At 72.5% G+C, this 20,148-nt stretch carries 18 protein-coding genes and 1 pseudogene; 8 read left to right on the forward strand and 11 right to left on the reverse strand.

Annotated elements, in window-relative coordinates; all coding sequences use genetic code 11:
- Window positions 1–16: 16 nt before the first annotated feature.
- A complete protein-coding gene (locus tag CP967_RS03990) occupies window positions 17–1,132 on the reverse strand; it encodes a glycerate kinase (protein WP_150491687.1) in 1,116 nt (371 codons plus the stop codon).
- Window positions 1,133–1,279: 147 nt separating this feature from the next.
- Here CP967_RS03990 and CP967_RS03995 point away from each other — a divergent pair, with 147 nt between their 5' ends.
- Window positions 1,280–1,774, forward strand: coding sequence for an NUDIX domain-containing protein (locus CP967_RS03995; protein WP_150486597.1), 495 nt, complete (start codon window positions 1,280–1,282; stop codon window positions 1,772–1,774).
- 48 nt (window positions 1,775–1,822) lie between these two features.
- On the opposite strand, the gene CP967_RS04000 is transcribed toward CP967_RS03995, so the two are convergent.
- Complete coding sequence (locus tag CP967_RS04000; RefSeq protein ID WP_150486598.1) at window positions 1,823–2,023, reverse strand: DUF1378 family protein; 201 nt, start codon at window positions 2,021–2,023, stop codon at window positions 1,823–1,825.
- A gap of 69 nt (window positions 2,024–2,092) precedes the next feature.
- Here CP967_RS04000 and CP967_RS04005 point away from each other — a divergent pair, with 69 nt between their 5' ends.
- Entirely contained in the window at window positions 2,093–2,824 is a 732-nt protein-coding gene (locus tag CP967_RS04005) for an SIR2 family NAD-dependent protein deacylase (RefSeq protein WP_150486599.1), read from the forward strand.
- A 75-nt stretch (window positions 2,825–2,899) separates the two neighbouring features.
- Here the strand turns inward: CP967_RS04005 and CP967_RS04010 are convergent, their stop codons facing one another.
- Both CP967_RS04010 and CP967_RS04015 read right to left on the reverse strand, forming a co-directional pair.
- Window positions 2,900–3,790 carry an alpha/beta hydrolase family protein gene (locus tag CP967_RS04010; protein ID WP_150486600.1) on the reverse strand — a complete coding sequence of 297 codons (891 nt, stop codon included), beginning with the start codon at window positions 3,788–3,790 and terminating at the stop codon, window positions 2,900–2,902.
- Between the two features lie 72 nt (window positions 3,791–3,862).
- Window positions 3,863–4,279, reverse strand: a complete 417-nt coding sequence (locus tag CP967_RS04015) for a (2Fe-2S) ferredoxin domain-containing protein (RefSeq protein ID WP_150486601.1) — start codon at window positions 4,277–4,279, stop codon at window positions 3,863–3,865.
- Between the two features lie 324 nt (window positions 4,280–4,603).
- On the opposite strand from CP967_RS04015, the gene CP967_RS04020 reads away from it, so the two are divergent.
- The gene (locus tag CP967_RS04020) at window positions 4,604–5,188 is read left to right on the forward strand and encodes a TMEM165/GDT1 family protein (RefSeq protein ID WP_150486602.1); all 585 of its coding nucleotides are present in this window, start codon (window positions 4,604–4,606) and stop codon (window positions 5,186–5,188) included.
- Between the two features lie 19 nt (window positions 5,189–5,207).
- Here the strand turns inward: CP967_RS04020 and CP967_RS04025 are convergent, their stop codons facing one another.
- The 4 genes from CP967_RS04025 to CP967_RS04040 all read right to left on the reverse strand — a co-directional run bounded on the left by CP967_RS04025 (window position 5,208) and on the right by CP967_RS04040 (window position 10,847).
- Window positions 5,208–5,726, reverse strand: coding sequence for a methylated-DNA--[protein]-cysteine S-methyltransferase (locus CP967_RS04025; RefSeq protein WP_150486603.1), 519 nt, complete (start codon window positions 5,724–5,726; stop codon window positions 5,208–5,210).
- Between the two features lie 11 nt (window positions 5,727–5,737).
- The gene (locus CP967_RS04030) at window positions 5,738–7,210 is read right to left on the reverse strand and encodes an AlkA N-terminal domain-containing protein (RefSeq protein ID WP_150486604.1); all 1,473 of its coding nucleotides are present in this window, start codon (window positions 7,208–7,210) and stop codon (window positions 5,738–5,740) included.
- Between the two features lie 212 nt (window positions 7,211–7,422).
- On the reverse strand, window positions 7,423–8,451 hold the full coding sequence (locus CP967_RS04035; protein ID WP_150486605.1) for a LacI family DNA-binding transcriptional regulator: 1,029 nt from the start codon (window positions 8,449–8,451) through the stop codon (window positions 7,423–7,425).
- Complete coding sequence (locus CP967_RS04040) at window positions 8,448–10,847, reverse strand: glycoside hydrolase family 2 protein (protein WP_150486606.1); 2,400 nt, start codon at window positions 10,845–10,847, stop codon at window positions 8,448–8,450. Before CP967_RS04040 ends, CP967_RS04035 begins: the two co-directional genes overlap by 4 nt.
- A 267-nt stretch (window positions 10,848–11,114) precedes the next feature.
- On the opposite strand from CP967_RS04040, the gene CP967_RS04045 reads away from it, so the two are divergent.
- The 4 genes from CP967_RS04045 (at window position 11,115) to CP967_RS04065 (ending at window position 16,332) form a co-directional block, all read left to right on the forward strand.
- Window positions 11,115–12,437 carry an ABC transporter substrate-binding protein gene (locus tag CP967_RS04045; protein WP_150486607.1) on the forward strand — a complete coding sequence of 441 codons (1,323 nt, stop codon included), beginning with the start codon at window positions 11,115–11,117 and terminating at the stop codon, window positions 12,435–12,437.
- Between the two features lie 91 nt (window positions 12,438–12,528).
- A complete protein-coding gene (locus CP967_RS04050) occupies window positions 12,529–13,512 on the forward strand; it encodes a carbohydrate ABC transporter permease (protein ID WP_150486608.1) in 984 nt (327 codons plus the stop codon).
- A gap of 314 nt (window positions 13,513–13,826) precedes the next feature.
- Window positions 13,827–14,768: a carbohydrate ABC transporter permease gene (locus CP967_RS04055; protein ID WP_229888382.1), complete on the forward strand. Its 942-nt coding sequence runs from the start codon at window positions 13,827–13,829 to the stop codon at window positions 14,766–14,768.
- 1,048 nt (window positions 14,769–15,816) lie between these two features.
- A complete protein-coding gene (locus tag CP967_RS04065) occupies window positions 15,817–16,332 on the forward strand; it encodes a DinB family protein (RefSeq protein WP_150486609.1) in 516 nt (171 codons plus the stop codon).
- 269 nt (window positions 16,333–16,601) lie between these two features.
- Here the strand turns inward: CP967_RS04065 and CP967_RS34500 are convergent.
- From CP967_RS34500 to CP967_RS04080, 3 genes and pseudogenes are all read right to left on the reverse strand, one after another.
- A pseudogene (locus CP967_RS34500) lies at window positions 16,602–16,829 on the reverse strand (class I SAM-dependent methyltransferase); the annotation flags it as partial.
- Between the two features lie 49 nt (window positions 16,830–16,878).
- A complete protein-coding gene (gene manA / locus CP967_RS04075) occupies window positions 16,879–18,105 on the reverse strand; it encodes a mannose-6-phosphate isomerase, class I (RefSeq protein WP_150486610.1) in 1,227 nt (408 codons plus the stop codon).
- A 190-nt stretch (window positions 18,106–18,295) separates the two neighbouring features.
- The gene (locus CP967_RS04080) at window positions 18,296–19,267 is read right to left on the reverse strand and encodes an ROK family protein (protein WP_150491690.1); all 972 of its coding nucleotides are present in this window, start codon (window positions 19,265–19,267) and stop codon (window positions 18,296–18,298) included.
- Between the two features lie 473 nt (window positions 19,268–19,740).
- On the opposite strand from CP967_RS04080, the gene CP967_RS04085 reads away from it, so the two are divergent.
- On the forward strand, window positions 19,741–20,124 hold the full coding sequence (locus CP967_RS04085; protein WP_150486611.1) for a CU044_2847 family protein: 384 nt from the start codon (window positions 19,741–19,743) through the stop codon (window positions 20,122–20,124).
- The last annotated feature ends 24 nt before the right edge of the window (window positions 20,125–20,148 follow it).

Consider the following 20,148-nt stretch of genomic DNA (forward strand, 5'->3'; position numbering starts at 1 on the left):
CGGTTTCGGCCGGGTGTCAGAGCAGGAAGTCGCGGGCGATCGACTCGGCCGCGCGTTCCAGCAGGGGCCCGGCCTGGGCCATGCAGAGGGCCGGGTCGGGTTCCAGTTCGGTCAGGGCGTAGGCCCGCCGGATCCCGGCCCCGTCCAGGGCCTTCGGCGGCAGGGCGAGGCGCCCGCAGACCGCGACGGCCTCCACGCCCGCCGCGCGTGCCGCCGCGGCGACACCCGCGGGCGCCTTGCCGTGCAGGGTCTGTTCGTCGAGCGAGCCCTCCCCGGTGACGACGAGGGTGGCCCGGGCCAGCGCCGGGGCGAAGCCCAGCACGTCGAGCATGACGTCGATGCCCGGCCGGAAACGCGCGTCCAGGGCGACCAGCGCCCCGTAGCCGATGCCGCCGGCGGCGCCCGCGCCGGGCAGGCGGGCCTGCTCGGGGCCGAGCACGGACGCGTAGTGGGCGAGCGCCGCGTCCAGGACCGCGATGTCGTCCTCGGTGGCGCCCTTCTGCCGCCCGTAGACCTCGGGGGCGCCCTTGGGACCCGTCAGCGGGTTGTCGACGTCACTGGCCAGGATCAGGTCGATGTCCGCGATCCTGGGGTCGAGACCCGAGAGGTCGGCCTCGGCCAGGGCCGCGAGTCCGCCGCCCCCCGGACCGACCGGCTCGCCGTCCGCGTCCAGGAGCCGGGCCCCCAGCGCGGTCAGCATGCCCGCGCCGCCGTCGGTCGTGGCACTGCCGCCGACCCCGAACACGATGGTCCGGGCGCCCGCGTCGAGCGCGGCCCTCAGCAGTTCGCCCGAGCCGTGGGTGGTCGCCGTGAGCGGGGCGAACTCCCCCGCGGGCAGGTGCTGGAGGCCCGATGCCTCGGCCATCTCCACCACGGCCGTGTCCCCGCGCACCGCGTACGCGGCGGTGACCGGGGTGCCCAGCGGGCCCGTCACCCGCGTCTCCCGCCGCTCGAATCCGGCGGCCACCGCCGCCGCCACCGTGCCGTCCCCGCCGTCCGCGACGGGCAGGGCCGTCACCCGCACCCCCGGTACGACGCGCCGCAGCCCGGCCGTCACCCGCTCCGCGACCTGTACGGCCGTGAGCGAGCCCTTGAACTTGTCCGCCGCCACGAGCACGTGGGCGGTCTCCAACACTGCTCCGTCCGTCACCTTGCATCCCTTGCTATCGAACAGGCAGTCGCGCCGCCCCGACCCTATCCGCACCACCCCCCGTCTGCCCATGGCCGGCCGGGACCCGGCTCACGGCCCCGCCCTCGACGGGCCGTTACCCTGGCCCCTGTGACCACCACCGACTACGCCACCTACATCGCCGGACTACCCCGGGTGCTGGCCGGCGCGGCCTCGCTCTTCCGGGACGCCGGGGGCCGGGTCCTGCTCGTCGAACCGAACTACCGGGACGGCTGGGCGCTGCCCGGCGGCACGGTGGAGTCCGACACCGGCGAAGGTCCCCGGCAGGCCGCCCGCCGGGAGACCGCGGAGGAGATCGGCCTCGATCTGGCGCCCGGCCGGCTGCTCGCCGTGGACTGGTCGCGCGGCACCGGGCGCCCGCCGATCGCCGCGTACGTCTACGACGGCGGGGTGCTGACCCCGGAGCAGATCGGCGCGATCCGGCTCCAGGAGGAGGAACTGCTCTCCTGGCGGCTGGTGGAACGGGCCGACCTCGGCGGGTACCTGCCGGGGCAGCTCGGGCCGCGCGTCGAGGCGGCGCTGCGGGTGCTGGACACGGGTACGGGAACGGTCGAGCTGGAGGACGGCGCCCCGGCCGCGGGGTGACGGCCCCAGGCCCAAAGGACACGGCGTCCCCGTCCCCGGGCCGGGGGTTCAGCCCTGGGGCTCCTGCGGCCTGTCACCGGCCTCCCTGCGCGCGTCGTCCCGTTCGGCGGCCCGTGCCTCCGTGCGGTGGCCGCGCGCGATGTAGTCGCGTACGACGAGTTCGACGGCGTCCTGAGGGTTGCCCACGCCCGCGAGCACCATGACCTCGACGACGAGTTCCGCGTCCAGACTTACCTTGACCTCGGCCATGGCCGGACCCTATGGGGTCCCGGCGGAAAAGTCATCGCCGTGGGTCCGGGCCGTCCGTAGGCTCGGCCCATGACTCTCGTCGCGATCCTCAGCGGCGCCGGTATCTCCACGGATTCCGGCATCCCCGACTACCGCGGGCCCCAGGGCCTGTGGCGGCAGGACCCGGAGGCGGAGAAGCTCGTCACCTACGACTTCTACATGGCCGATCCGGAGATCCGCCGTCGTTCCTGGCTGATGCGCCGCGCCCTCGCGGCGCGGGCCGCGGAGCCGAACGCCGCCCACCGGGCGGTGGCCGCGCTGGAGGCGTCCGGGACCCCGGTGCGGGTGATCACCCAGAACATCGACGGGCTGCACCAGGCGGGCGGGCTGAGCGCCCGCAAGGTGGTCGAACTCCACGGCACCGCCCACCGGGTGGTGTGCACCCGGTGCCGCGCCCGGTCCTCGATGGCCGACGCGCTGGCACGCGTCGAGGCGGGCGAGGCGGATCCGGCGTGCACGGGCTGCGGGGGGATCCTGAAGGCGGCGACGGTGATGTTCGGCGAGCGCCTCGACCCCCGGGTGCTGGCCGACGCGACGGCGATCACCAAGGCGTGCGAGGTGTTCGTCGCCGTGGGTACGACGCTCCAGGTGCAGCCCGCCGCGTCGCTGGCCGGGACCGCGGTGGAGCACGGCGCCCGGCTGATCGTGGTGAACGCCGAGCCCACTCCGTACGACGCGCTGGCCGAGGAGACGATCCGCGAGCCCATCGGGACGGCGCTGCCCGCCCTGCTGGCACGGATCGCCGGGGAGTCCCGGGGCTGAGGGCCCGGCCGGGAGCGGCGCCAGGCCCGCACGCCCGGGCCGTGCGGGCCGGACCGTGCGGGCCTGGCGTGCGGCTCACACGGCGGACGCGGACCGGCCGAGGTGCCGGAGGAAGAAGGCGGCCGCCTCCTCACCGACCCTGAAGCGCACCTCCGGGTCGGCGGGCTGGGGTGCGAAGAAGTCGTCGTGGCGGACGTCCGGGCCCGCCGAGCTGCCGGTCGCCGTAGGGATGTGCCGCAGGTACGGCGCGGTGTCGGCTTCGAACGGGGTGACCGTGTCCGCTCCGCCCCAGCGGATGTCCACCGGTATCCGCACGGCCGCCAGGCTCTCCGGGGTCACGAATCCGCCGACCGCCGGGGCCACTTGGAAGACCGCTCGCACCCGGGGGTCCGTCAGGTCGGCGGCCGCGGCGGTGTCCGGCACACCCCGCGACGCCCCGTCCGGCGGGTACTTCTTCCGCAGGGCCTCCAGGACCCCGGGGAATTCGGGGATCTCCGGAACCGGCACCGCGCCCGTCAGCACGGCCCGCATGATCCGCGGATCGACCCGGGCCCCGGCGAGCGCCGCCGCCGTGTACCCGCCGAGGGAGAAGCCCGCCACGCCGACCGGGCCCAGCGGCCGCTCACGGGCCAGCGTGTCGAGTGCGAAGGTCACGTCCCGGGGCCGCTCCCACACGTGGAGGAAGCCCTCCGGCTCGTAACCGTCGACGAAGTTGTTGCCGTGGTGGTCCAGGGCCGCGACCCGGAACCCCGCCCCGCGCAGCGGACGCGCCAGCCACTCCATCCCGCTGCCCGATCCCCCGGTCCCGTGCGAGACGACGACCAGCGGGGCGGGCCCGGCCGGCACCTGGTCCGGCTCCCACAGGTAGACACGGACGGGACGCGGCCGGTCCGGTCGGCCGAAGTCTTCGCGGGACTCGTCGTACAGGACACGTATCAGCGGCTGTTGCGCCCCGGAGGTCGTCATGGCGGCATTGTAGGGAGACCTCACGGGCCGGCCGCCGGCCTTCGCCGCCGTGCGGGCGGGCCCGGTCGCGGGTCAGCCTCTCCCGTGTTCTTCGAGCCCTTCCCGGATCCGCCGTGAAGGGGTGAACGCGTACAGCTCCAGGATCGCGGGAGGCTCCGCCAGGCCCGGGCCGCCCTCCCGCGCCCAGGCGGCGATGTCGGTGACGGCGTCCGGGTCGTTGACCAGGCCCAGCCAGACCGGCCGGCCCCCGGCGCGGCGTCCCTCCGCCGAGGGCTGCACGACGATCACGTTGCCGTGCTCGCAGGCGTCGAGGCAGTCCACGGCACGCACGGTGGCCCCGTCCCCCGCCGCCCGGCGCAGTCCCGCCAGCTGCCCGGCGTGGTCCACGCCGGGGATCTTCGGCGTACCGCAGCAGCAGCCGCGGCAGACGCTGACGGTGGGCCGGGACGGGCCGGGAGCGGGCGCGGCCCGTGGCGAACGGCGGCTCATACGGACTCCCCGGGGACGGGACGGACGATCACCGTGGGACTGTACCGGGTGCCTCCCCTCGCGGTTTCCCTGCCCAGGTGGGGTAAAGTGGTCGGTCGCGAAGGGGAGTAGCCCCGCAAACCGGTCGTCGACACACTGGAACCCCCGGGTTCCCGGTGGCCGGGCCCGCCGGTCCATGGCGGGCGGGCGAGACCTTCGGTCAGGTATGACACACCCGCACCCCGCGGGTGCTGCGGTCATGCCGGGCCGAGTGGTCCTCCGGAGAAGCCCGACAAGCACTTCGCGGAAGGCCCGGGGCCCGGCTCTCACAGAAAGCCACCCGGAATGCATCTCGACCTCCTGGCGATCCTCACCGCCTTCGGGTTGATCTTCCTCGCGGAGCTCCCCGACAAGACGATGTTCGCCTCGCTGGCCATGGGCACCCGTATGCGCCCGCTCTACGTGTGGTTCGGTACGTCGGCCGCGTTCATCGTGCACGTGGCCATCGCGGTCGGGGCGGGTGGACTGATCGGTCTGCTGCCCGACTGGACCGTGAAGCTGGTCTCGGCCCTCCTCTTCGCCTTCGGTGCCTTCATGCTGCTGCGCGGCAGCGGCGGGGACGACGAGGAGGACGCCGAGATCCGGCCCGTGACCGGCTTCTGGCCGGTCTTCTCGACGGCGTTCACGGCGGTGTTCATCAGTGAGTGGGGCGACCTCACGCAGATCACCACCGCGAACCTCGCCGCGAGCAACGACGCCTGGTCCACGGCGATCGGCGCGGCCGCCGCCCTGATGTCGGTGTCGGCGCTGGCGCTGCTGGCAGGGCGTTTCATCGCCAAGCGGGTGCCGCTGAAGACGGTGCAGCGGATCGGCGGGCTGTGCATGCTGGCGCTGGCCCTCTGGTCGGCCGTCGAGATCTTCACGGGCTGACCCGCCCCGGCGGCGGGCCTCAGAACAGCGCCGGCACAGCGTCCTCCTCGCCCCGCTCGAAGGCGAGGAGGCGCTGTTTGCGGTCCAGCCCGCCGCCGTATCCGGTGAGGCCGCCCGAGGCTCCGAGGACCCGGTGGCAGGGCACGATGATCCCGACCGGGTTCCTGCCGTTGGCCAGGCCCACCGCGCGGGAGGCGCCCGGGCTGCCGAGCGTCCGGGCGAGTTCGCCGTACGAGCGGGTCTCCCCGTACGGGATGCGCAGCAGTTCGGCCCACACGGCGCGCTGGAACGGTGTGCCGTCCAGGTGCAACGGCAGGTCGAACTCGGTCAGTTCGCCCGCGAAGTAGGCGTCCAGCTGGCGGGCGGTCTCACCGAAGGGCCGCGGGTCCTCCTCCCCGAAGGTCTCCTCGTCCGGGCGGTGGCGCTGTCCGGTCATGTACAGACCGGCGAGTACGCCGTCGGAGGCGACCAGGGTGAGCGGTCCGTAGGGGCTGTCGACGACGGTGTGCCGCCGACCGGGCGTGTGTGTGGCTGACATGGCGCGGTTCCTCATGCGGGCAGGTGGTTGATGGGGTGGTCGTCGACGGTCCACAGGTACTGCACGGCGTAGGCGCGCCAGGGACGCCAGTGCGCGGCACGTGCGGTGAGGGCCGCGGGGGTCGCCGGGAGTCCCAGCGTCCGGGCGGCGCGGCGGATGCCGAGGTCGGTGGGGAGGAAGGCGTCCGGGTCGCCGAGGGAGCGCATGGCGATGGCCTCGACGGTCCAGGGGCCGAAGCCGGGCAGGGCGTGGAGCCGGCTTCTGGCCTCGTCCCAGTCGGTGCCCTCCCCCAGTTCCAGCGATCCGTCCGCGAGCGCGCCGGCCAGGGTGGTCAGGGTGGTGCGCCGGGCGCGCGGCAGGGCGAGCGTTTCGGGGTCGAGGCCGGCCAGCGCCGCGGGGGTGGGGAAGAGGTGGGTCAGCCCTCCCTCGGGGTCCTCGACGGGCACTCCGTGCGCGGTGACCAGCCGGGCGGCGTGGGTGCGGGCCGCCGCGGTGGAGACCTGCTGGCCGAGCACCGCGCGTACGGCGAACTCCGCGGCGTCCACGGTGCGCGGCACCCGGCGTCCCGGTCCTGCGTCGACGAGGGGGGCGAGCAGCGGGTCGGCGCGCAGCTGCTCGTCGACGGCGACCGGGTCGGCGTCGAGGTCGAGCAGCCTGCGGCAGCGGCTGATGGCCTGGGTGAGGTCGCGCGGGTCGGTGAGGGAGAGCCGGCAGGCGATGTGGCCGGGGCGCGGGGAAAGCGCCACGATGCCGTGGCCGTGCGGGAGGGCGAGGGTGCGGCGGTAGGCGCCTTCCCGCCATTCCTCGACACCGGGGACGGCGGTCGCGGCGAGGTGCCCGAAGAGGTTGGTGGGGTTGAGCGGTGCCCGGTAGGGCAGCCGCAGCGTGATCACTCCGGGGGTGTCGGGGCCTTCGGTGCCGCGCGCCGCGCGGGCTCTCAGCTCCCCGGGGGCCAGGGCGAAGACCGCGCGGACGGTCTCGTTGAAGGTGCGGACGGAGGAGAAACCGGCCGCGAAGGCGATGTCGGCCATGGGCAGGGCGGTCGTCTCGATGAGGACCCGGGCGGTCTGGGCACGTTGTGAGCGGGCCAGTGCCAGCGGGCCGGCGCCGAGTTCGGCGAGGAGCTGGCGTTCGATCTGCCGGGCGGAGTAGCCGAGCCGGGTGGCGAGGCCGGTCACCCCCTCGCGGTCGACGATTCCGTCCTGGATGAGGCGCATCGCGCGGGCGACGGAGTCGGCGCGGGCGTTCCACCGCGGGGAACCGGGGCTGGTGTCGGGTCTGCACCGCTTGCAGGCCCGGAATCCGGCCAGCTGGCAGGCGGCGGCGCTGGGGTAGAAGGTCATGTTCCCGGCCTTCGGCGGTACGACGGGGCAGCTGGGCCGGCAGTAGACCCCGGTGGTCAGGACCGCGGTGAAGAACCAGCCGTCGAAACGGGCGTCCTTCGACCGGACGGCCCGCACGCAGCGCTCGGTGTCGGTGTGCATGGTCCAAGCATCGGGCACCGCCCCGGTGCCGGGCTGGCGGAAATCCGACATCAGCCCTCGGCCGGCGCCGGCCTCCTGGGTCCGCTCCGGCCTCCGGGGTCCGCCCGGCCTCCGGAGCCGCCTCGGCCTCCGGGGCTGCGCGGTGCCGGGGAGCGCGGGGCACGGGGTGTACGGCACGGGGTGTGCGGTGCCGGAAGGGTGCGGCCGGGCCGTCAGCGCGGTGCACGCGCGGTGGAGCCCCGAGGGGTGAGGGTCGGGGTGGGGACCTGGAGCGATCCGATGTGCTCGCCCTCCAGGAGCGCGAAGAGGGCGCGGGCCACTTCCGCCCCGAACTGGTGCACGTCGTGGCTCATCGCCGACAGGGTGGGGTGGGTGATCCGGCAGAGCTGGGAGTCGTCCCAGGCGAGCAGCGAGACGTCGTCCGGGACGACGAAACCCATCTCCGCGGCCACTCCCGCGCCCGCGACCGCCATGATGTCGTTGTCGTAGATGACGGCGGTCGGCCGGTCCGGGGAGAGCAGCAGGGACCGGGTGGCGCGTGCGCCTTCCTTCCCGTCGAAGCCGGTGGTCACCTGCTGCCCGGCCTCCAGTCCCAGTTCGCGTACCGTCGCCTCGAAGGCGGCGGCCCGGATGGCGCTGTGGCCCAGCCCGGCCGGCCCGCCGACCCGGGCCAGCCGCCGGTGGCCGAGCGCGGCCAGGTAGCGGACGGCCTCGGCGGTCGCGGTGGCGTCGTCCGTCCACACCGCGGGGAAGACCGGTCCGGTCAGCGACGGATGCCCGACGGCGACCGCGGGCAGCCCGATCGCCTGCAGGGCGGGGACCCGCGGGTCGTCCTCCTGGAAGTCGACGAGGACGGCGCCCGCGATGGTCCGGTTCCGCCACCAGGACGTGTACAGCTCGGTCTCCTCGCCGGTGTCGCGCGCCAGCCGCAGGAGCAGCGAGCACGACCGCTCGGCCAGGACTCCCTCGATACCGGAGATGAAGTCCATGTAGAAGGGTTCGAGGCCGAGCAGCCGGGCCGGGCGGCACAGCACCAGTCCGATGATGTCCGCCCGGCGGCTGGAGAGGCTGCGCGCCGTCTGGTTGGGTGCCCAGCCCAGGTCCCGGGCGGCTTCGAAGATCCGCTCCCGTGTGCTCTCGGAGACCCCCGGCTTCCGGTTGAACGCCAGGGAGACGGCGCCCTTGGAGACACCGGCCCGGGCCGCTACGTCCTTGATGGTGACGCGTGCCGGGGCATTCACTCGGTATCCACGCAGAACATCGCCGCCCGTACGTCGGCCCCGGTCACCGCCGGGCAGCCGTCGAGACAGATCCGGACCCGCTCGCCGGGCAGCAGTGTGGTCAGCCCCCGGTCGGCGACGGCGGAGGGGCCGAGCCGGTCCGCCTGGAGGAGGAGGTCTCTCACAAGAGTGTGCGCGTTCACCACGATGTCGACCTTACCTTCCCCGTCCCCGACGGCCTCCACCTCGATGTCGAACTCCGGCCGCACATAACCGAAGTCCTTGTCGGCGACCGGGAAATGCAGGGCCCGCAGGCCGTCGGCGTCGGCCACCAGGAACTCCTTGCCCGACTCCCCCGCCGGCCGCAGCGCCCCGGGCACGGGCAGCCGGACCACGGACCTGGCCCGTGCCGCCACCTCCAGCACCGTCCGGCCCACCACGGTGCCGTCGGCCTCGACGCGCCGGAGCGACACCTCCGTCCGCCACTCCCGGGCCGACTGGTTGACGGCCGCGAGGACCAGCCCCTCCCCTTCCGGCTGCAGCGTCAGCAGGCGGTCGGCGTACACCCGGCGCAGTTCGTGGTGGAGCGGCTTGAGTCGGCCGTCCCCGTCCACGGCGGCCCAGGAGCTCACCGGCCAGCAGTCGTTGAGCTGCCAGACGACCGTGCCCGCGCAGACGGGCCAGTGGGAGCGCCAGTGCTCGATGCCCGCCGCGACGGCACGGGCCTGGACGAGCTGGGTGAGGTAGTGCCAGCGGTCGAAGTCACCTTCGGGCAGGGCGAAGTGGCGTGCCACTCCGCGGTTCAGCTTGCCGTTGCCGTCCTCCGCCTTCTGGTGGTGCAGCATGCCCGGTGAGCCGGGGGCCAGGTCCTCTCCGGGCAGTGCGCGCCGGAGGGTGGCCATCGCGGGGGGAGCCTGCCAGCCGAACTCGGAGACGAAGCGGGGCACGTTCGCCCGGTACTCGGCGTAGTCCTGGCGGTTCCACACCTCCCAGGAGTGGTAGGTGCCGTGGGCGGGGTCGTTGGGGTGGTGGTCCCACGAGCCCGACCAGGGGCTCCCCGCGGTGTAGGGGCGGGTCGGGTCCAGCTCGGCGACGAGGCGGGGCAGCAGGCCGAGGTAGTAGCCCTCGCCCCAGGAGTCACCGGCGAGGGGGGCCTCCCAGTCCCAGTCCCGGAAGCCCCAGAGGTTCTCGTTGTTGCCGTTCCACAGGACAAGGGCGGGGTGCGGCATCAGCCGGACGATGTTGTCGCGGGCCTCGGCCTCCACCTCGCCGCGCAGGGGCTGCTCCTCGGGGTAGGCGGCGCAGGCGAAGAGGAAGTCCTGCCAGACCATGAGGCCGAGTTCGTCGCAGGCGTCGTAGAACGCCTCGTCCTCGTAGATCCCGCCGCCCCAGACCCGTATCAGGTCGATGTTGGCGTCGGCTGCCTGGGAGAGCCGGGCGCGGTAGCGCTCCGGTGTGACGCGTGAGGGGAACACGTCGTCCGGGATCCAGTTGACGCCCCGCGCGAACACCCGGACGCCGTTGACGACGAGGGTGAAACCGGTTCCGTGCGCGTCGGCGGTCCGGTCCAGTCCGACGGTACGGAAGCCGATCCGCCGCTGCCAGGCGTCGAGCGGGCCGGCCTCGTCCTGGAGGGTGACGTCGAGGGTGTACAGGTTCTGGTCGCCGTATCCGCGCGGCCACCAGAGCAGCGGATCGGCCACGGAGAGGCGGATCACGGCCTCCTCCCCGTCGAAGCGGACCTCGGCCTCCCGGCCCGCGACGCCCGCACGGGCCAGCAGCGTCCGGCCCTCTCCCCGGGCGGTGCGCTCCACCCGGAGCCGTATCTCCACCGTCCCGGTGCCGTCCTCGACGGTGACCAGGGGCCGCACGGAGGCGATCCTGGCCGTCGACCAGTGCTCCAGGCGTACGGGCCGCCAGATGCCGGCGGTGACCAGGGCCGGTCCCCAGTCCCAGCCGAAACTGCTGGCCATCTTGCGGATGTACTGGAACGGTTCGGGATAGACGTTGGGGCGGTCCCCGGTGACGGCCCGCACGCTCTCCGCCTCGTCGTAGGCGGAGGCGAAGCTCACCTCCAGCGGGCCGGCGAGGCCGGTCACGTCGAAGCGGTAGGTGCGGTGCATGTTGCGGGTGGTGCCGATCTCTCGGCCCGCGAAGGTGATACGGGCGGCGGTGTCCAGGCCCTCGAAGACCAGGTCCGTGCGCTCGTGGCCGCTCCCGTGGGCGACCTCGTTGCCGTACGTCCAGGAGCGCCGGCCCACCCAGGCGACCTCGGCCTCGTTCAGGCCGAGGAAGGGGTCGGGGATGACGCCCGCTTCGAGCAGGTCGGTGTGGACACAGCCGGGGACCCGGGCGGGCAGCCGGGCCTCGCCGTGGCGCAGGCTCCAGCCGTCGGCGAGGGGGGTGACGTCCTTCATGATGCGGCTCCGATCGTCCGGTGATGCCTGATGGCTCTGCGACGCGGCACAACGTATCCCGCAACAATCACCCTGTCCATAAACCGGTCTAGTAGCAGATTCGCCACCCACCGGATACGCGCGGCTCATGCGACCAGCGGATTCATGCTCGCCGGTAACGATTGGGCATCGCAGTGGAAACTTGTGCTTTACCGGTTCATGTTCGCCCTGCCATAGTGCCTCACATCCCACGGCACACCTGAGCCGCCACCGATAGGAGTTGGGCACATGGGGAAGAAGACGACGCTCGCGGGCACGTTCCTCACCGTCGCGGCACTGACCGTGACCGGATGCGGCGGCGGAGGGGCCGCCTCGGGCGAGACGGCCGAGGCCCCCGGGGACCCTGCCGCCGCCTCCGGCACGATCACGGTCCTGACCCAGCGCACGGACCTGGTCCAGAGCGGTGCGATGGACGCCTACGCGGCCGAGTTCAACAAGATCTACCCCAAGGTGAAGGTGGAGTTCGAGGGCCTCACCGACTACGAGGGCGAGGTCAAGATCCGGATGAACACCGAGGACTACGGTGACGTCCTCATGATCCCGGCCTCGGTCTCCAAGAACGACTACCCGAAGTTCTTCTCCCCGCTCGGCGCGGCCGACGCCATGGCGAAGAAGTACCGCTTCAGCGACAAGACGGCCGTCGACGGCAAGGTCTACGGGCTCGCCCAGTTCGGCACCGCGAACGGCTTCGTCTACAACAAGGCGCTCTGGAGGAAGGCGGGCGTCACCGAATGGCCCGCCACCCCCCAGGAGTTCCTCGCCGGCCTGGAGAAGGTGAAGGCGAAGACCGGCGCGGTGCCGTACTACACCAACTTCAAGGACGGCTGGCCACTGGTCCAGTGGACCGCCAACATCGGGTCGGTGACCTGCGACAACTACGCCACCAACAAGCTCGCGGGCGCCGTCTCGCCCTGGAAGGAGGGCGGCGAACTCCGCACCGTCGACACGCTGCTGCACGACATCGTCAAGGGCGGCCTGTCGGAGAAGGACCCCAGCACCACCAACTGGGAGGCGTCCAAGGCGAAGATCGCCAAGGGGGAGATCGGCTCCATGATGCTGGGCTCCTGGTCGATCACGCAGATGCGGGACGCGGCGGAGAAGGCCGGGGCGGACCCGGCGGACATCGGCTTCATGCCCTTCCCCGCGAAGGACGGCAGCGGAAAGTACTGCGCGACCCTGGTCTCGGACTACCAGCAGGCCGTCAACGCCCACTCCGCGCACAAGGAGGCGGCCCGGGCCTGGATCGACTGGTTCACGGAGAAGTCCGGGTACTCCGCGAAGGAGGGAGCCGTCCCCACCATCAAGTCGGCGCCCATGCCCGACACCCTTCAGGACTTCGTTGACAACGATGTCACGTTCGTGGAGCGCTCGGAGCGCGACACAGGCGCGGTCAACGACATCGACAACGCGGCCGAGATCGGACTCAACAAGCAGGACTACCGCCAGAAGCTGATCGACATCGCCCGCGGGGCCGAGAAGGGCAGCGTCGAGGAGTACTTCGCCCAGCTCGACAAGCGGTGGAACGAGGCTGCCGAGGCCTCCGGCTCCTGAACCGGCGGGGCGCCGGTCCGGCCGCACGGCACCGGCCGGACCGGCGCCCCCGGAGCAGGTGGACCACGACGCGGAAGACGAAAGGCCCGACATGACCGAGACGACCGAGACGGCGGGTGTGACCGAGCACCGCGCCGCGCCCTCCCGGCGCAGAACTCCCGGGACCGGGGGCGGGGCCGGAACCGGCCCACGGCACCACGGCCCGCGGGGGCGGCTGCTGCGACGCGCGACGCCCTGGCTGTTCCTCGTGGCACCTCTGGTGCTGCTGGTGACGTTCACGTACGTGCCCGTGGGCAACATGATCTATTACAGCTTCACGGACTGGGACGGCGTCAGTCCGGACCGGAACTTCACGGGCGTGGACAACTACGTCCAGATCTTCACCCGGCCCGAGATCTTCCGGGTGTTCTTCGTGTCCTTCTACTACCTGGCCGCCTCCGTGGCCCAGATCGTGATCGCCCTGTACTTCGCCACGGTGCTCAGTTTCGACCTGCGGTTCCGGAACCTGTTCAAGGGCATCCTCTTCTTCCCGTACCTGATCAACGGTGTCGCGATCGGGTTCGTCTTCCTGTACTTCTTCCAGGACGGCGGCACCCTGGACTCCGTACTCTCCTGGTTCGGGGTGGAGAACGACCACGCCTGGCTGGGCGACCCGGCTTCGGCCAACACCTCGCTGGCCGGCGTCTCCGTCTGGCGGTACACGGGACTGAACTTCGTGCTCTTCCTGGGGGCGATCCAGTCGGTCCCGGGCGAGCTCTACGAGGCGGCGCAGCTCGACGGGGCCACCCGGTGGCAGCAGTTCCGGTACATCATCGCGCCGAGCATCCGTCCGGTCATCGGCCTGAGCGCCATCCTGGCGATCTCCGGTTCCCTCTCGGTCTTCGAGATCCCCTACATCATGACCACGGGGGCGACGGGGACGTCGACGTTCGTCATCCAGACGGTCAAGTTCGCCTTCCAGTTCAACAAGACCGGGCTGGCCTCCGCGGCGGCCGTGGTCCTGCTGCTGATCATTCTGCTGGTCACCTGGATCCAGCGCCGACTCGTGCCCGACGAGAAGGCCGACCTCGTCTGAGGTCCCGGCCCGGGGGCGACGTGCGGGGGCCGGCCGGAGCACGTACCGCCCGCGACGGGCCGCCCCGCCCCGGAACCCCGAGGACACCGGTGCGTTCCGGTCCCCCGAAGGCACCGATGCGTTCCGGAACCCCCGAAGACACCGGCACATCCCGGGCACACCCGAGGACACCGGCGCGTCCCGGAACCCCCGAGGCGCCGCGGGCCGCCTCGCCGGCGGTCCGCCCCTGCCGCTCACGCCCCTCACGCCGCCCCGCTCCACAGAACCCGACTTCCTCTCCGCCGCGTACGGCGGAGTACCCACGGAGGAATCCGATGACCCCGGCCCCGCACACCACCACCGCCACCGGGCGGACCGCCGACGGCCGTTCCGCCCCCGCTCCGGCCTCTGCCCGGCCCCCGGGCCCGGGGCGTACCAGCGGCCTCCGGCGAAACCGGGGCCGGCTCGGGCAGGCGCTCGTCCACCTGTCGCTCGTGGCCGCCTCGCTGGTCGTGCTGCTCCCCCTCGCCGTCATCTTCCTCACGTCGCTCAAGACGTCGCGGGAGGTGACGGACACGGGGGCGCTGTCCCTCCCGGGCGACTGGCTGAACTTCGGCAACTACGTCACGGCGTTCTCGGACGGCCGGATGCTGAGCGCCTTCGGCAACACGGCCTTCATCCTGCTCTTCTCGATCACCGGCACGGTGGTCATCGGGTCCATGACGGCCTATGCCATCGACCGTTTCGACTTCCGGGCGAAGAAGCTCGTCATGGCACTCTTCCTCGTCGCCACCCTCGTGCCCGGGGTGACCACCCAGGTCGCCACCTTCCAGGTCGTCAACAGCTTCGGCCTGTTCGACACACGGTGGGCCCCGATCCTGCTCTACATGGGCACGGACATCGTCTCGATCTACATCTTCCTCCAGTTCATCCGGGGCATCCCGGTGTCGCTCGACGAGGCCGCGCGGCTGGACGGCGCGAACTCGTTCACCGTCTACCGGAAGATCATCTTCCCGCTGCTCAAGCCGGCGGTCGCCACCGTGGTGATCATCAAGGGGATCACCGTCTACAACGACTTCTACATCCCCTTCCTCTACATGCCGTCCCAGGACCTGGGCACGATCTCCACCGCCCTGTACCGCTTCAAGGGGCCCTTCGGCGCGCACTGGGAGAACATCTCGGCGGGCGCGATCCTCGTCATCGTCCCCACGCTGGTCCTGTTCCTCTTCCTCCAGCGGTACATCTACAACGGCTTCGCCCAGGGTGCGACGAAGTAACGGGCACTCCCGCGACAGGTCGCGAGGCGTGTCGGCCCACGGGTTCGGCCGACGGGCGGTTCAGCAGGTCATCGGACGGACGGGCGCGAGTCCGGTGCTCGTCCGACGAGATGTCCCAGTCGGTCTCGTCCGCGGCCTGGACCTGCTGGAGCGGCCGTCCCCACGTCCTGCCGGCCGACCGCAGCCGGTGCCGTTCGCAAACCGTCTTCCGCGGGCCGGAACCTCCCGGCAGGTCATGCCACTGCACTCCGGTCCGAACCCGGTGCAGAATCCCGTTCGATCACCTGACGGTGTGCACGCCGTCGGCCGCAACGCCCGTTGCCGGCCGGCAGGAACGGCCGCAGCCGCTCCACCCGGCGTCCCTCGGATCACCCCGCCCCATGCCCCCGTCAACGCCCCGGACACAGAGCAGCCGCATGATCCGCAAGAGCGGTTCCAACAGTCCATAACCGCCACGACGTACAGACACGCCACGACTGCGACGACGACGAGCGCAACCAAGACGATCAGTGCGCAGCCCAGTGCTCCTGCCGCCCCAGCGATCCCTGCCCAGCCGAACCACTTCGCCTGTCCAGCCCGTTGGGCCGCGTCATGGTATCCGCTGTCGTCGTACCAGCCTCGATCGGTCATGGCCGCCCCGTCGAGCCCTATGACTCGGCCATCTCACCCCCGAACACGACGGCGCGGACTCCCCGGGGCCCCGGGACAGGGACGGGCGCGGCCAGCAGCCGGCCGGTGACCACCCGCCCGTACTTCGGCCCGGCCCCTGCCTCACGTCGGCGCGTGCCCTGACGTCGGTCATGACGTCCAAACTCGCAGTGGGCCTCCCAGCGCGCAGCGAGTTCCGTAACCGGCTCGCCCAAGAGCCACTCCGGGACACCGCAGAACGCGGGAGGCGCCATCGCCGCAGGGACCTGATGAGCCATCAGGCCCCGGACAACTCGTACGACCACCCTGATGTCCCCGACCGTGCCGGAGACCGTCATCAGCGGAGGAGGCCGTAAATCCAGGTGTCCCTCTCCAGGCCGCCCCGGTAGCGTGCGCCGGCATGACATCGGAACTGCAACGCCCCCCACTGCAAGCGAACGAACGCACCGCGCTCATCGGCTGGCTGGACCTGCAGCGTCAGATCCTGCGCTGGAAATGTGAAGGGCTGAGCGACGAGGACGCGCACCGCTCGGTCATCCCGACCTCACCGGCCATGACGATGGCCGGTCTCATCTCCCATATGCGCTGGGCCGAGCACATGTGGTTGGAGGTGCTGTTCCTCGGCGGCGACAAGAAGCAGAACCCGTCGTTCGACGAGTCGGACGAGGACGCCGACTGGCGCACCGGCGGCCGCCCCCTCACCGAGCTCCTCGCGGAGTACGAGGCTCAGTGCGCCCGCAGCAATGAGATCGTCGCCGCCGCCTCCCTCGACGACGTCGGCCGGCACTCCGACTTCCGCTCCGGCAGCGCCAACCTCCGCTGGATGCTGATCCACCTCGTCGAGGAGACGGGGCGGCACGCGGGGCACGCGGACATCGTCCGGGAGTTGCTCGACGGCGCGAAGGGCTATTTCTAGCGCGGCTCCGCGTAGCGGGCCCCTCGTCCCGGTAGCCGGGCCAGCACGTCTCACGAGCAATCGCGGGAGAGTCCGTCACACGGCCCGGGACGCGGAACAGGGCTGTGCGGGCCGCGCGGTGGGATACCTGCCATGGCGGTTGCTGTTCCGAGCGGCCGTACCCCCCTGGAGGCGGCCGAACGGACGGCGCACGCCGACCGGTGCGGCGTCCCTGCCGCCGGACTTCCGCTCCCGGCCCTCCTGGGCAGCACCCCGGTCGTACGCCACGAGCCGGCCAGGGGGGCCGTGGCCTGGCCGGTCCCGCAGCCCACCTCCAGCTCCCGGCTGCCGGGGCGGGCGCCCGCGAGTTCCGCGAGGTCGCCGCACAGCTCCAGCGGGTATCCCGGTCCGGCACGGTCGTACGGCTCCGCGTCCTCGTCGGATGTCCGTGCCGGACGTGCCCGCCGGGATTCCTCGGGATCGTCGTCACGGCGCGCGTGCGCGGTGGTTCCGGGCATGCGGAGCAGGCTGTGCGATGCCTGCCCTCTCGTGGGCGGCGCCGGGTGGCTACCGTGCCGGCACCGAAGCCGGCGAGGATGTGCCCGCCCCTTCGGCGCCCGTACCGGCGGTGGCCCGGTACGCCTCCCCGTCGCCGTCGGCCGTCACGTGCTCGCCCGCCGGTACGTAGGCCGAGGCCCCCGGGCCCAGTGCAAGGGTCCCTGCGGGTCCCTCCAGCCGGATCTCCCCCCGGGTGCAGACCAGGATCTGGGGTGCCGTTGCCTCCAGGCGTACGGGGGCGCCCTCGCGGGGGCGTATCCGGGAGAGCCTGAAGTCGTCGACCGGCGCCGGGTAGGCCCCCTCCCCCTCGTCCGCCGAGGGCCTCAGGATCCGCACGGGCGCCGGGACGAAGCGCACCACGCGCAGGAGCTCCCCGGTGTCCACGTGCTTGGAGGTCAGGCCGCACCGCAGGACGTTGTCGGATGCGGCCATGACCTCCACGCCGAGTCCGTGGAGGTAGGCGTGCGGAACGCCCGCCCCGAGGAACAGCCCCTCGCCGGGCTCCAGTCGCACGAGATTGAGCATCAGGGCGGCGAGCAGTCCGGGGTCTCCCGGGTATGCCTCGGCCACGGCGTGGTAGGCCGTGAAGGTCTGCCGGTGGGGACCGTTCCCGGCGGCCTTCCCCGCCACAGCGGCGGCGACGGCGGCGACGAGTTCGCCCGGGGCGGCGAGGCAGGCGGAGAACGCCTGGCGCAGCGCGGGCTCCTCGGCGCCTTGGCGCAGGAGGGTGGTGTACGGGGCGAGTCCGGGGACGTCCAGCGTGTCGAGCAGGTCGGCGCACCGGGCCGGGGGCCGGAATCCGCAGAGCCCGTCGAAGGGGGTGAGGGCGACGAGCATCTCGGGTTTGTGGTTGTCGTCGCGGTAGTTGCGGTGGGGTGCGTCGAGCGGTGTCCCCTCGGAGTTCTCGGCCCGGAAGCCGGCCGCCGCCTGGGCCAGGTCGGGGTGCACCTGGAGCGAGAGCGGGGCGTCGGCCGCCAGCAGTTTGAGGAGGAAGGGGAGACGCGGGCCGAACCTGCGCAGGGCCGCTTCGCCGAGTTCACCGGCGGGGTCGTCGGCGATGACCGCGTCGAGCGGCCGGAGGCCGGAGCCCCGGCGCACCTGCGACGGGGCCGCCGGGTGGGCGCCCATCCACAGTTCGGCCTGCGGGGTGCCGTCGGGCGGGGTGCCCGTCAGACGGGGCAGGGCGGTCGTGGAGCCCCAGGCGTAGGGGCGCACGGTGGTGACGAGCCGGTCCATGGGTGAAGTCCTTTCCGGGCGCCTGCCCCTGGGGTCCCTCGGGGATTCCTCGGGGATTCCCCGGAGCGGACGGATGCTGGGGCGGAGGTTCCGGGCGGCGCGGGCCGGGGGGCGGGAGGCACGGGCCGGGGTGCGGAAGGCGCGGCCAGGGACGGCCGGGCCGTCCCGGGCCGGTGCCGGCCGAAGTGCGTCAGCACACGGCCGGTGCTGTCACGACCGGTGCGGTGTCGCGGCCGGGGGCGGCAGAGGCCACGGCGGCCGCCCCGATGAGGCCCGCGTCCAGGGCGAGGCCCGCGGGCACGACCGGCAGGTCGCGGGTGAAGCCGAGTACGGCGTAGTCGGCCAGGTGCCGCCGCAGCGGGGCGAACAGCACGTCCCCCGCCTGGGCCACGCCCCCGCCGATGACCACCGTTTCGAGCTCGACGAGGGCCGCGGTCGCGGCGATGCCCGCGGCCAGTGCGCGGGCGGCACGGTCGAAGGAGGCCAGTGCGCGTGCGTCACCGGTCCGTGCGGCGGCGGCGACGGCCGCGGCGTCGGGGGCCGTCCCCGCCGGGGCCGTCCAGCCCAGCTCGCGGGCGTGCGCGGCGATCGCCGTCCCGCTGGCCATGGTCTCGACACAGCCCGGCGCACCGCAGACGCAGCGCTCTCCGTGGAGGTCGACGGAGATGTGGCCGATGTGACCGGCGTTGCCCGTGCGGCCCGCGTGCACCCTGCCGTCGAGTACCAGCCCTCCCCCGACCCCCGTGGACACCACCATGCACAGTGCGTTGTCCCTGCCGCGTGCCGCTCCGAGCCAGTGCTCCGCGGCGGTCATGGCGACGGCGTCACCGACCAGCACGGGCCGCACCCCGAGGGGCACCCCCGGGTGGGCGCGCACCCGCTCGACGAGCGGAAAGCCGCGCCAGCCGGGGATGTTGACCGGGCTGACCGTGCCCGCGGCCGTGTCGACCGGGCCGGCGCTGGCGATACCGAGGCAGGACAGCCCGCTCCAGGCGGAGTGAACGGCCAGTTCGTCCAGGATCCCGGTGACGGCCGCCATCAGTTCGTACGCGGACCCGCGGGCGGGCGTGGCGCGCTGAACCCTCGCGAGGAGCCCGCCCTCCTCGTCGACGAGCGCACCTGCGATCTTGGTGCCGCCGATGTCGAGTGATCCGTACACCATCACGTTCAGCCCTTTCGCGAAGCGGGCGGGTGATCGCCCCACAGCGATACTGCCCTGCTCTGACAACGTTGTCTAGTCGTCAAGACAGAAACAGTAATGGTTTAGCAAAAGGCATGAAGAACGGCCGGAACCCGGGGGCGGAGCGGCACTCCGGGAGGCAAAGGCCCCTCCTCATGACGCCGGACAGGGCGGCCCCCTCACCCCCGTGCCGCGATCACCCGCCATGGCGGACCTGTGGGCCGCCCATCCGCCGGGGAGGCAAGCCCTCGGCGCCCTCACGACAGCACACGCAGGCCGCTCTCCAGCCGTCACGCCCTACGCCGTTCCACGGCGGGGCACCGGTGACGGCGGCCGTGCGATGCCTGGGCGGCCCGGTGTCCTCGCGCGGCCCGCGCATGCCTTCCCCATAACGCTCAACTACCGCGGGTGGATACCACTACGATCTCCAACTCCCGTTTGTATGGAGGAGATTCATGAGCGAACATCCCATCCGCACAGTTGAAGTGCCTCTGGGGGACGGCAGCGACGCGACCGTGCGTGTCCAGATCAGAGAGGTGGACGAGACGCTCGTCCGCGTCGGCCGGGGAGGCCGCTCCATCGCGCGGGCCGAACGGTCGCTCGGACAGATGCTGGACACCGTGCGTCCCGTGGCGGAGAGTTTCGTGGGACGGTTCACAGGGCTCGCGAACGCGCCGGACGAGATCACGCTGGAGTTCGGGGTGTCGCTGTCCGCCGAGGCGGACGTGGTGATCGCCAGCACCGCGACAGCGGCCAATTTCTCCGTGAGCCTGACCTGGAACAGGAGCGACGCGAGGGGCTCCGGCGCGGGTCCCTCCCAGGGGGCCGACCCGGCATAGGGCGCCCCGGGAGGACGGAGGGCA

Source organism: Streptomyces nitrosporeus (genome assembly GCF_008704555.1).
GTDB lineage: Bacteria > Actinomycetota > Actinomycetes > Streptomycetales > Streptomycetaceae > Streptomyces > Streptomyces nitrosporeus.

What these genes read in the sequence shown, in the direction of transcription:
- CP967_RS04050 (WP_150486608.1), top strand. Translation starts at nt 12,529, where the DNA reads ATGACCGAGACGACCGAGACGGCGGGTGTGACCGAGCACCGCGCCGCG.
- CP967_RS04085 (WP_150486611.1), top strand. Translation starts at nt 19,741, where the DNA reads ATGAGCGAACATCCCATCCGCACAGTTGAAGTGCCTCTGGGGGACGGC.
- CP967_RS04025 (WP_150486603.1), bottom strand. Translation starts at nt 5,726, where the DNA reads ATGTCAGCCACACACACGCCCGGTCGGCGGCACACCGTCGTCGACAGC.
- CP967_RS04030 (WP_150486604.1), bottom strand. Translation starts at nt 7,210, where the DNA reads ATGCACACCGACACCGAGCGCTGCGTGCGGGCCGTCCGGTCGAAGGAC.
- CP967_RS04040 (WP_150486606.1), bottom strand. Translation starts at nt 10,847, where the DNA reads ATGAAGGACGTCACCCCCCTCGCCGACGGCTGGAGCCTGCGCCACGGC.
- CP967_RS04005 (WP_150486599.1), top strand. Translation starts at nt 2,093, where the DNA reads ATGACTCTCGTCGCGATCCTCAGCGGCGCCGGTATCTCCACGGATTCC.
- CP967_RS04055 (WP_229888382.1), top strand. Translation starts at nt 13,827, where the DNA reads ATGACCCCGGCCCCGCACACCACCACCGCCACCGGGCGGACCGCCGAC.
- CP967_RS04020 (WP_150486602.1), top strand. Translation starts at nt 4,604, where the DNA reads ATGCATCTCGACCTCCTGGCGATCCTCACCGCCTTCGGGTTGATCTTC.
- CP967_RS04015 (WP_150486601.1), bottom strand. Translation starts at nt 4,279, where the DNA reads ATGAGCCGCCGTTCGCCACGGGCCGCGCCCGCTCCCGGCCCGTCCCGG.
- CP967_RS04045 (WP_150486607.1), top strand. Translation starts at nt 11,115, where the DNA reads ATGGGGAAGAAGACGACGCTCGCGGGCACGTTCCTCACCGTCGCGGCA.
- CP967_RS04065 (WP_150486609.1), top strand. Translation starts at nt 15,817, where the DNA reads ATGACATCGGAACTGCAACGCCCCCCACTGCAAGCGAACGAACGCACC.
- CP967_RS04000 (WP_150486598.1), bottom strand. Translation starts at nt 2,023, where the DNA reads ATGGCCGAGGTCAAGGTAAGTCTGGACGCGGAACTCGTCGTCGAGGTC.
- manA (WP_150486610.1), bottom strand. Translation starts at nt 18,105, where the DNA reads ATGGACCGGCTCGTCACCACCGTGCGCCCCTACGCCTGGGGCTCCACG.
- CP967_RS04080 (WP_150491690.1), bottom strand. Translation starts at nt 19,267, where the DNA reads ATGGTGTACGGATCACTCGACATCGGCGGCACCAAGATCGCAGGTGCG.
- CP967_RS04010 (WP_150486600.1), bottom strand. Translation starts at nt 3,790, where the DNA reads ATGACGACCTCCGGGGCGCAACAGCCGCTGATACGTGTCCTGTACGAC.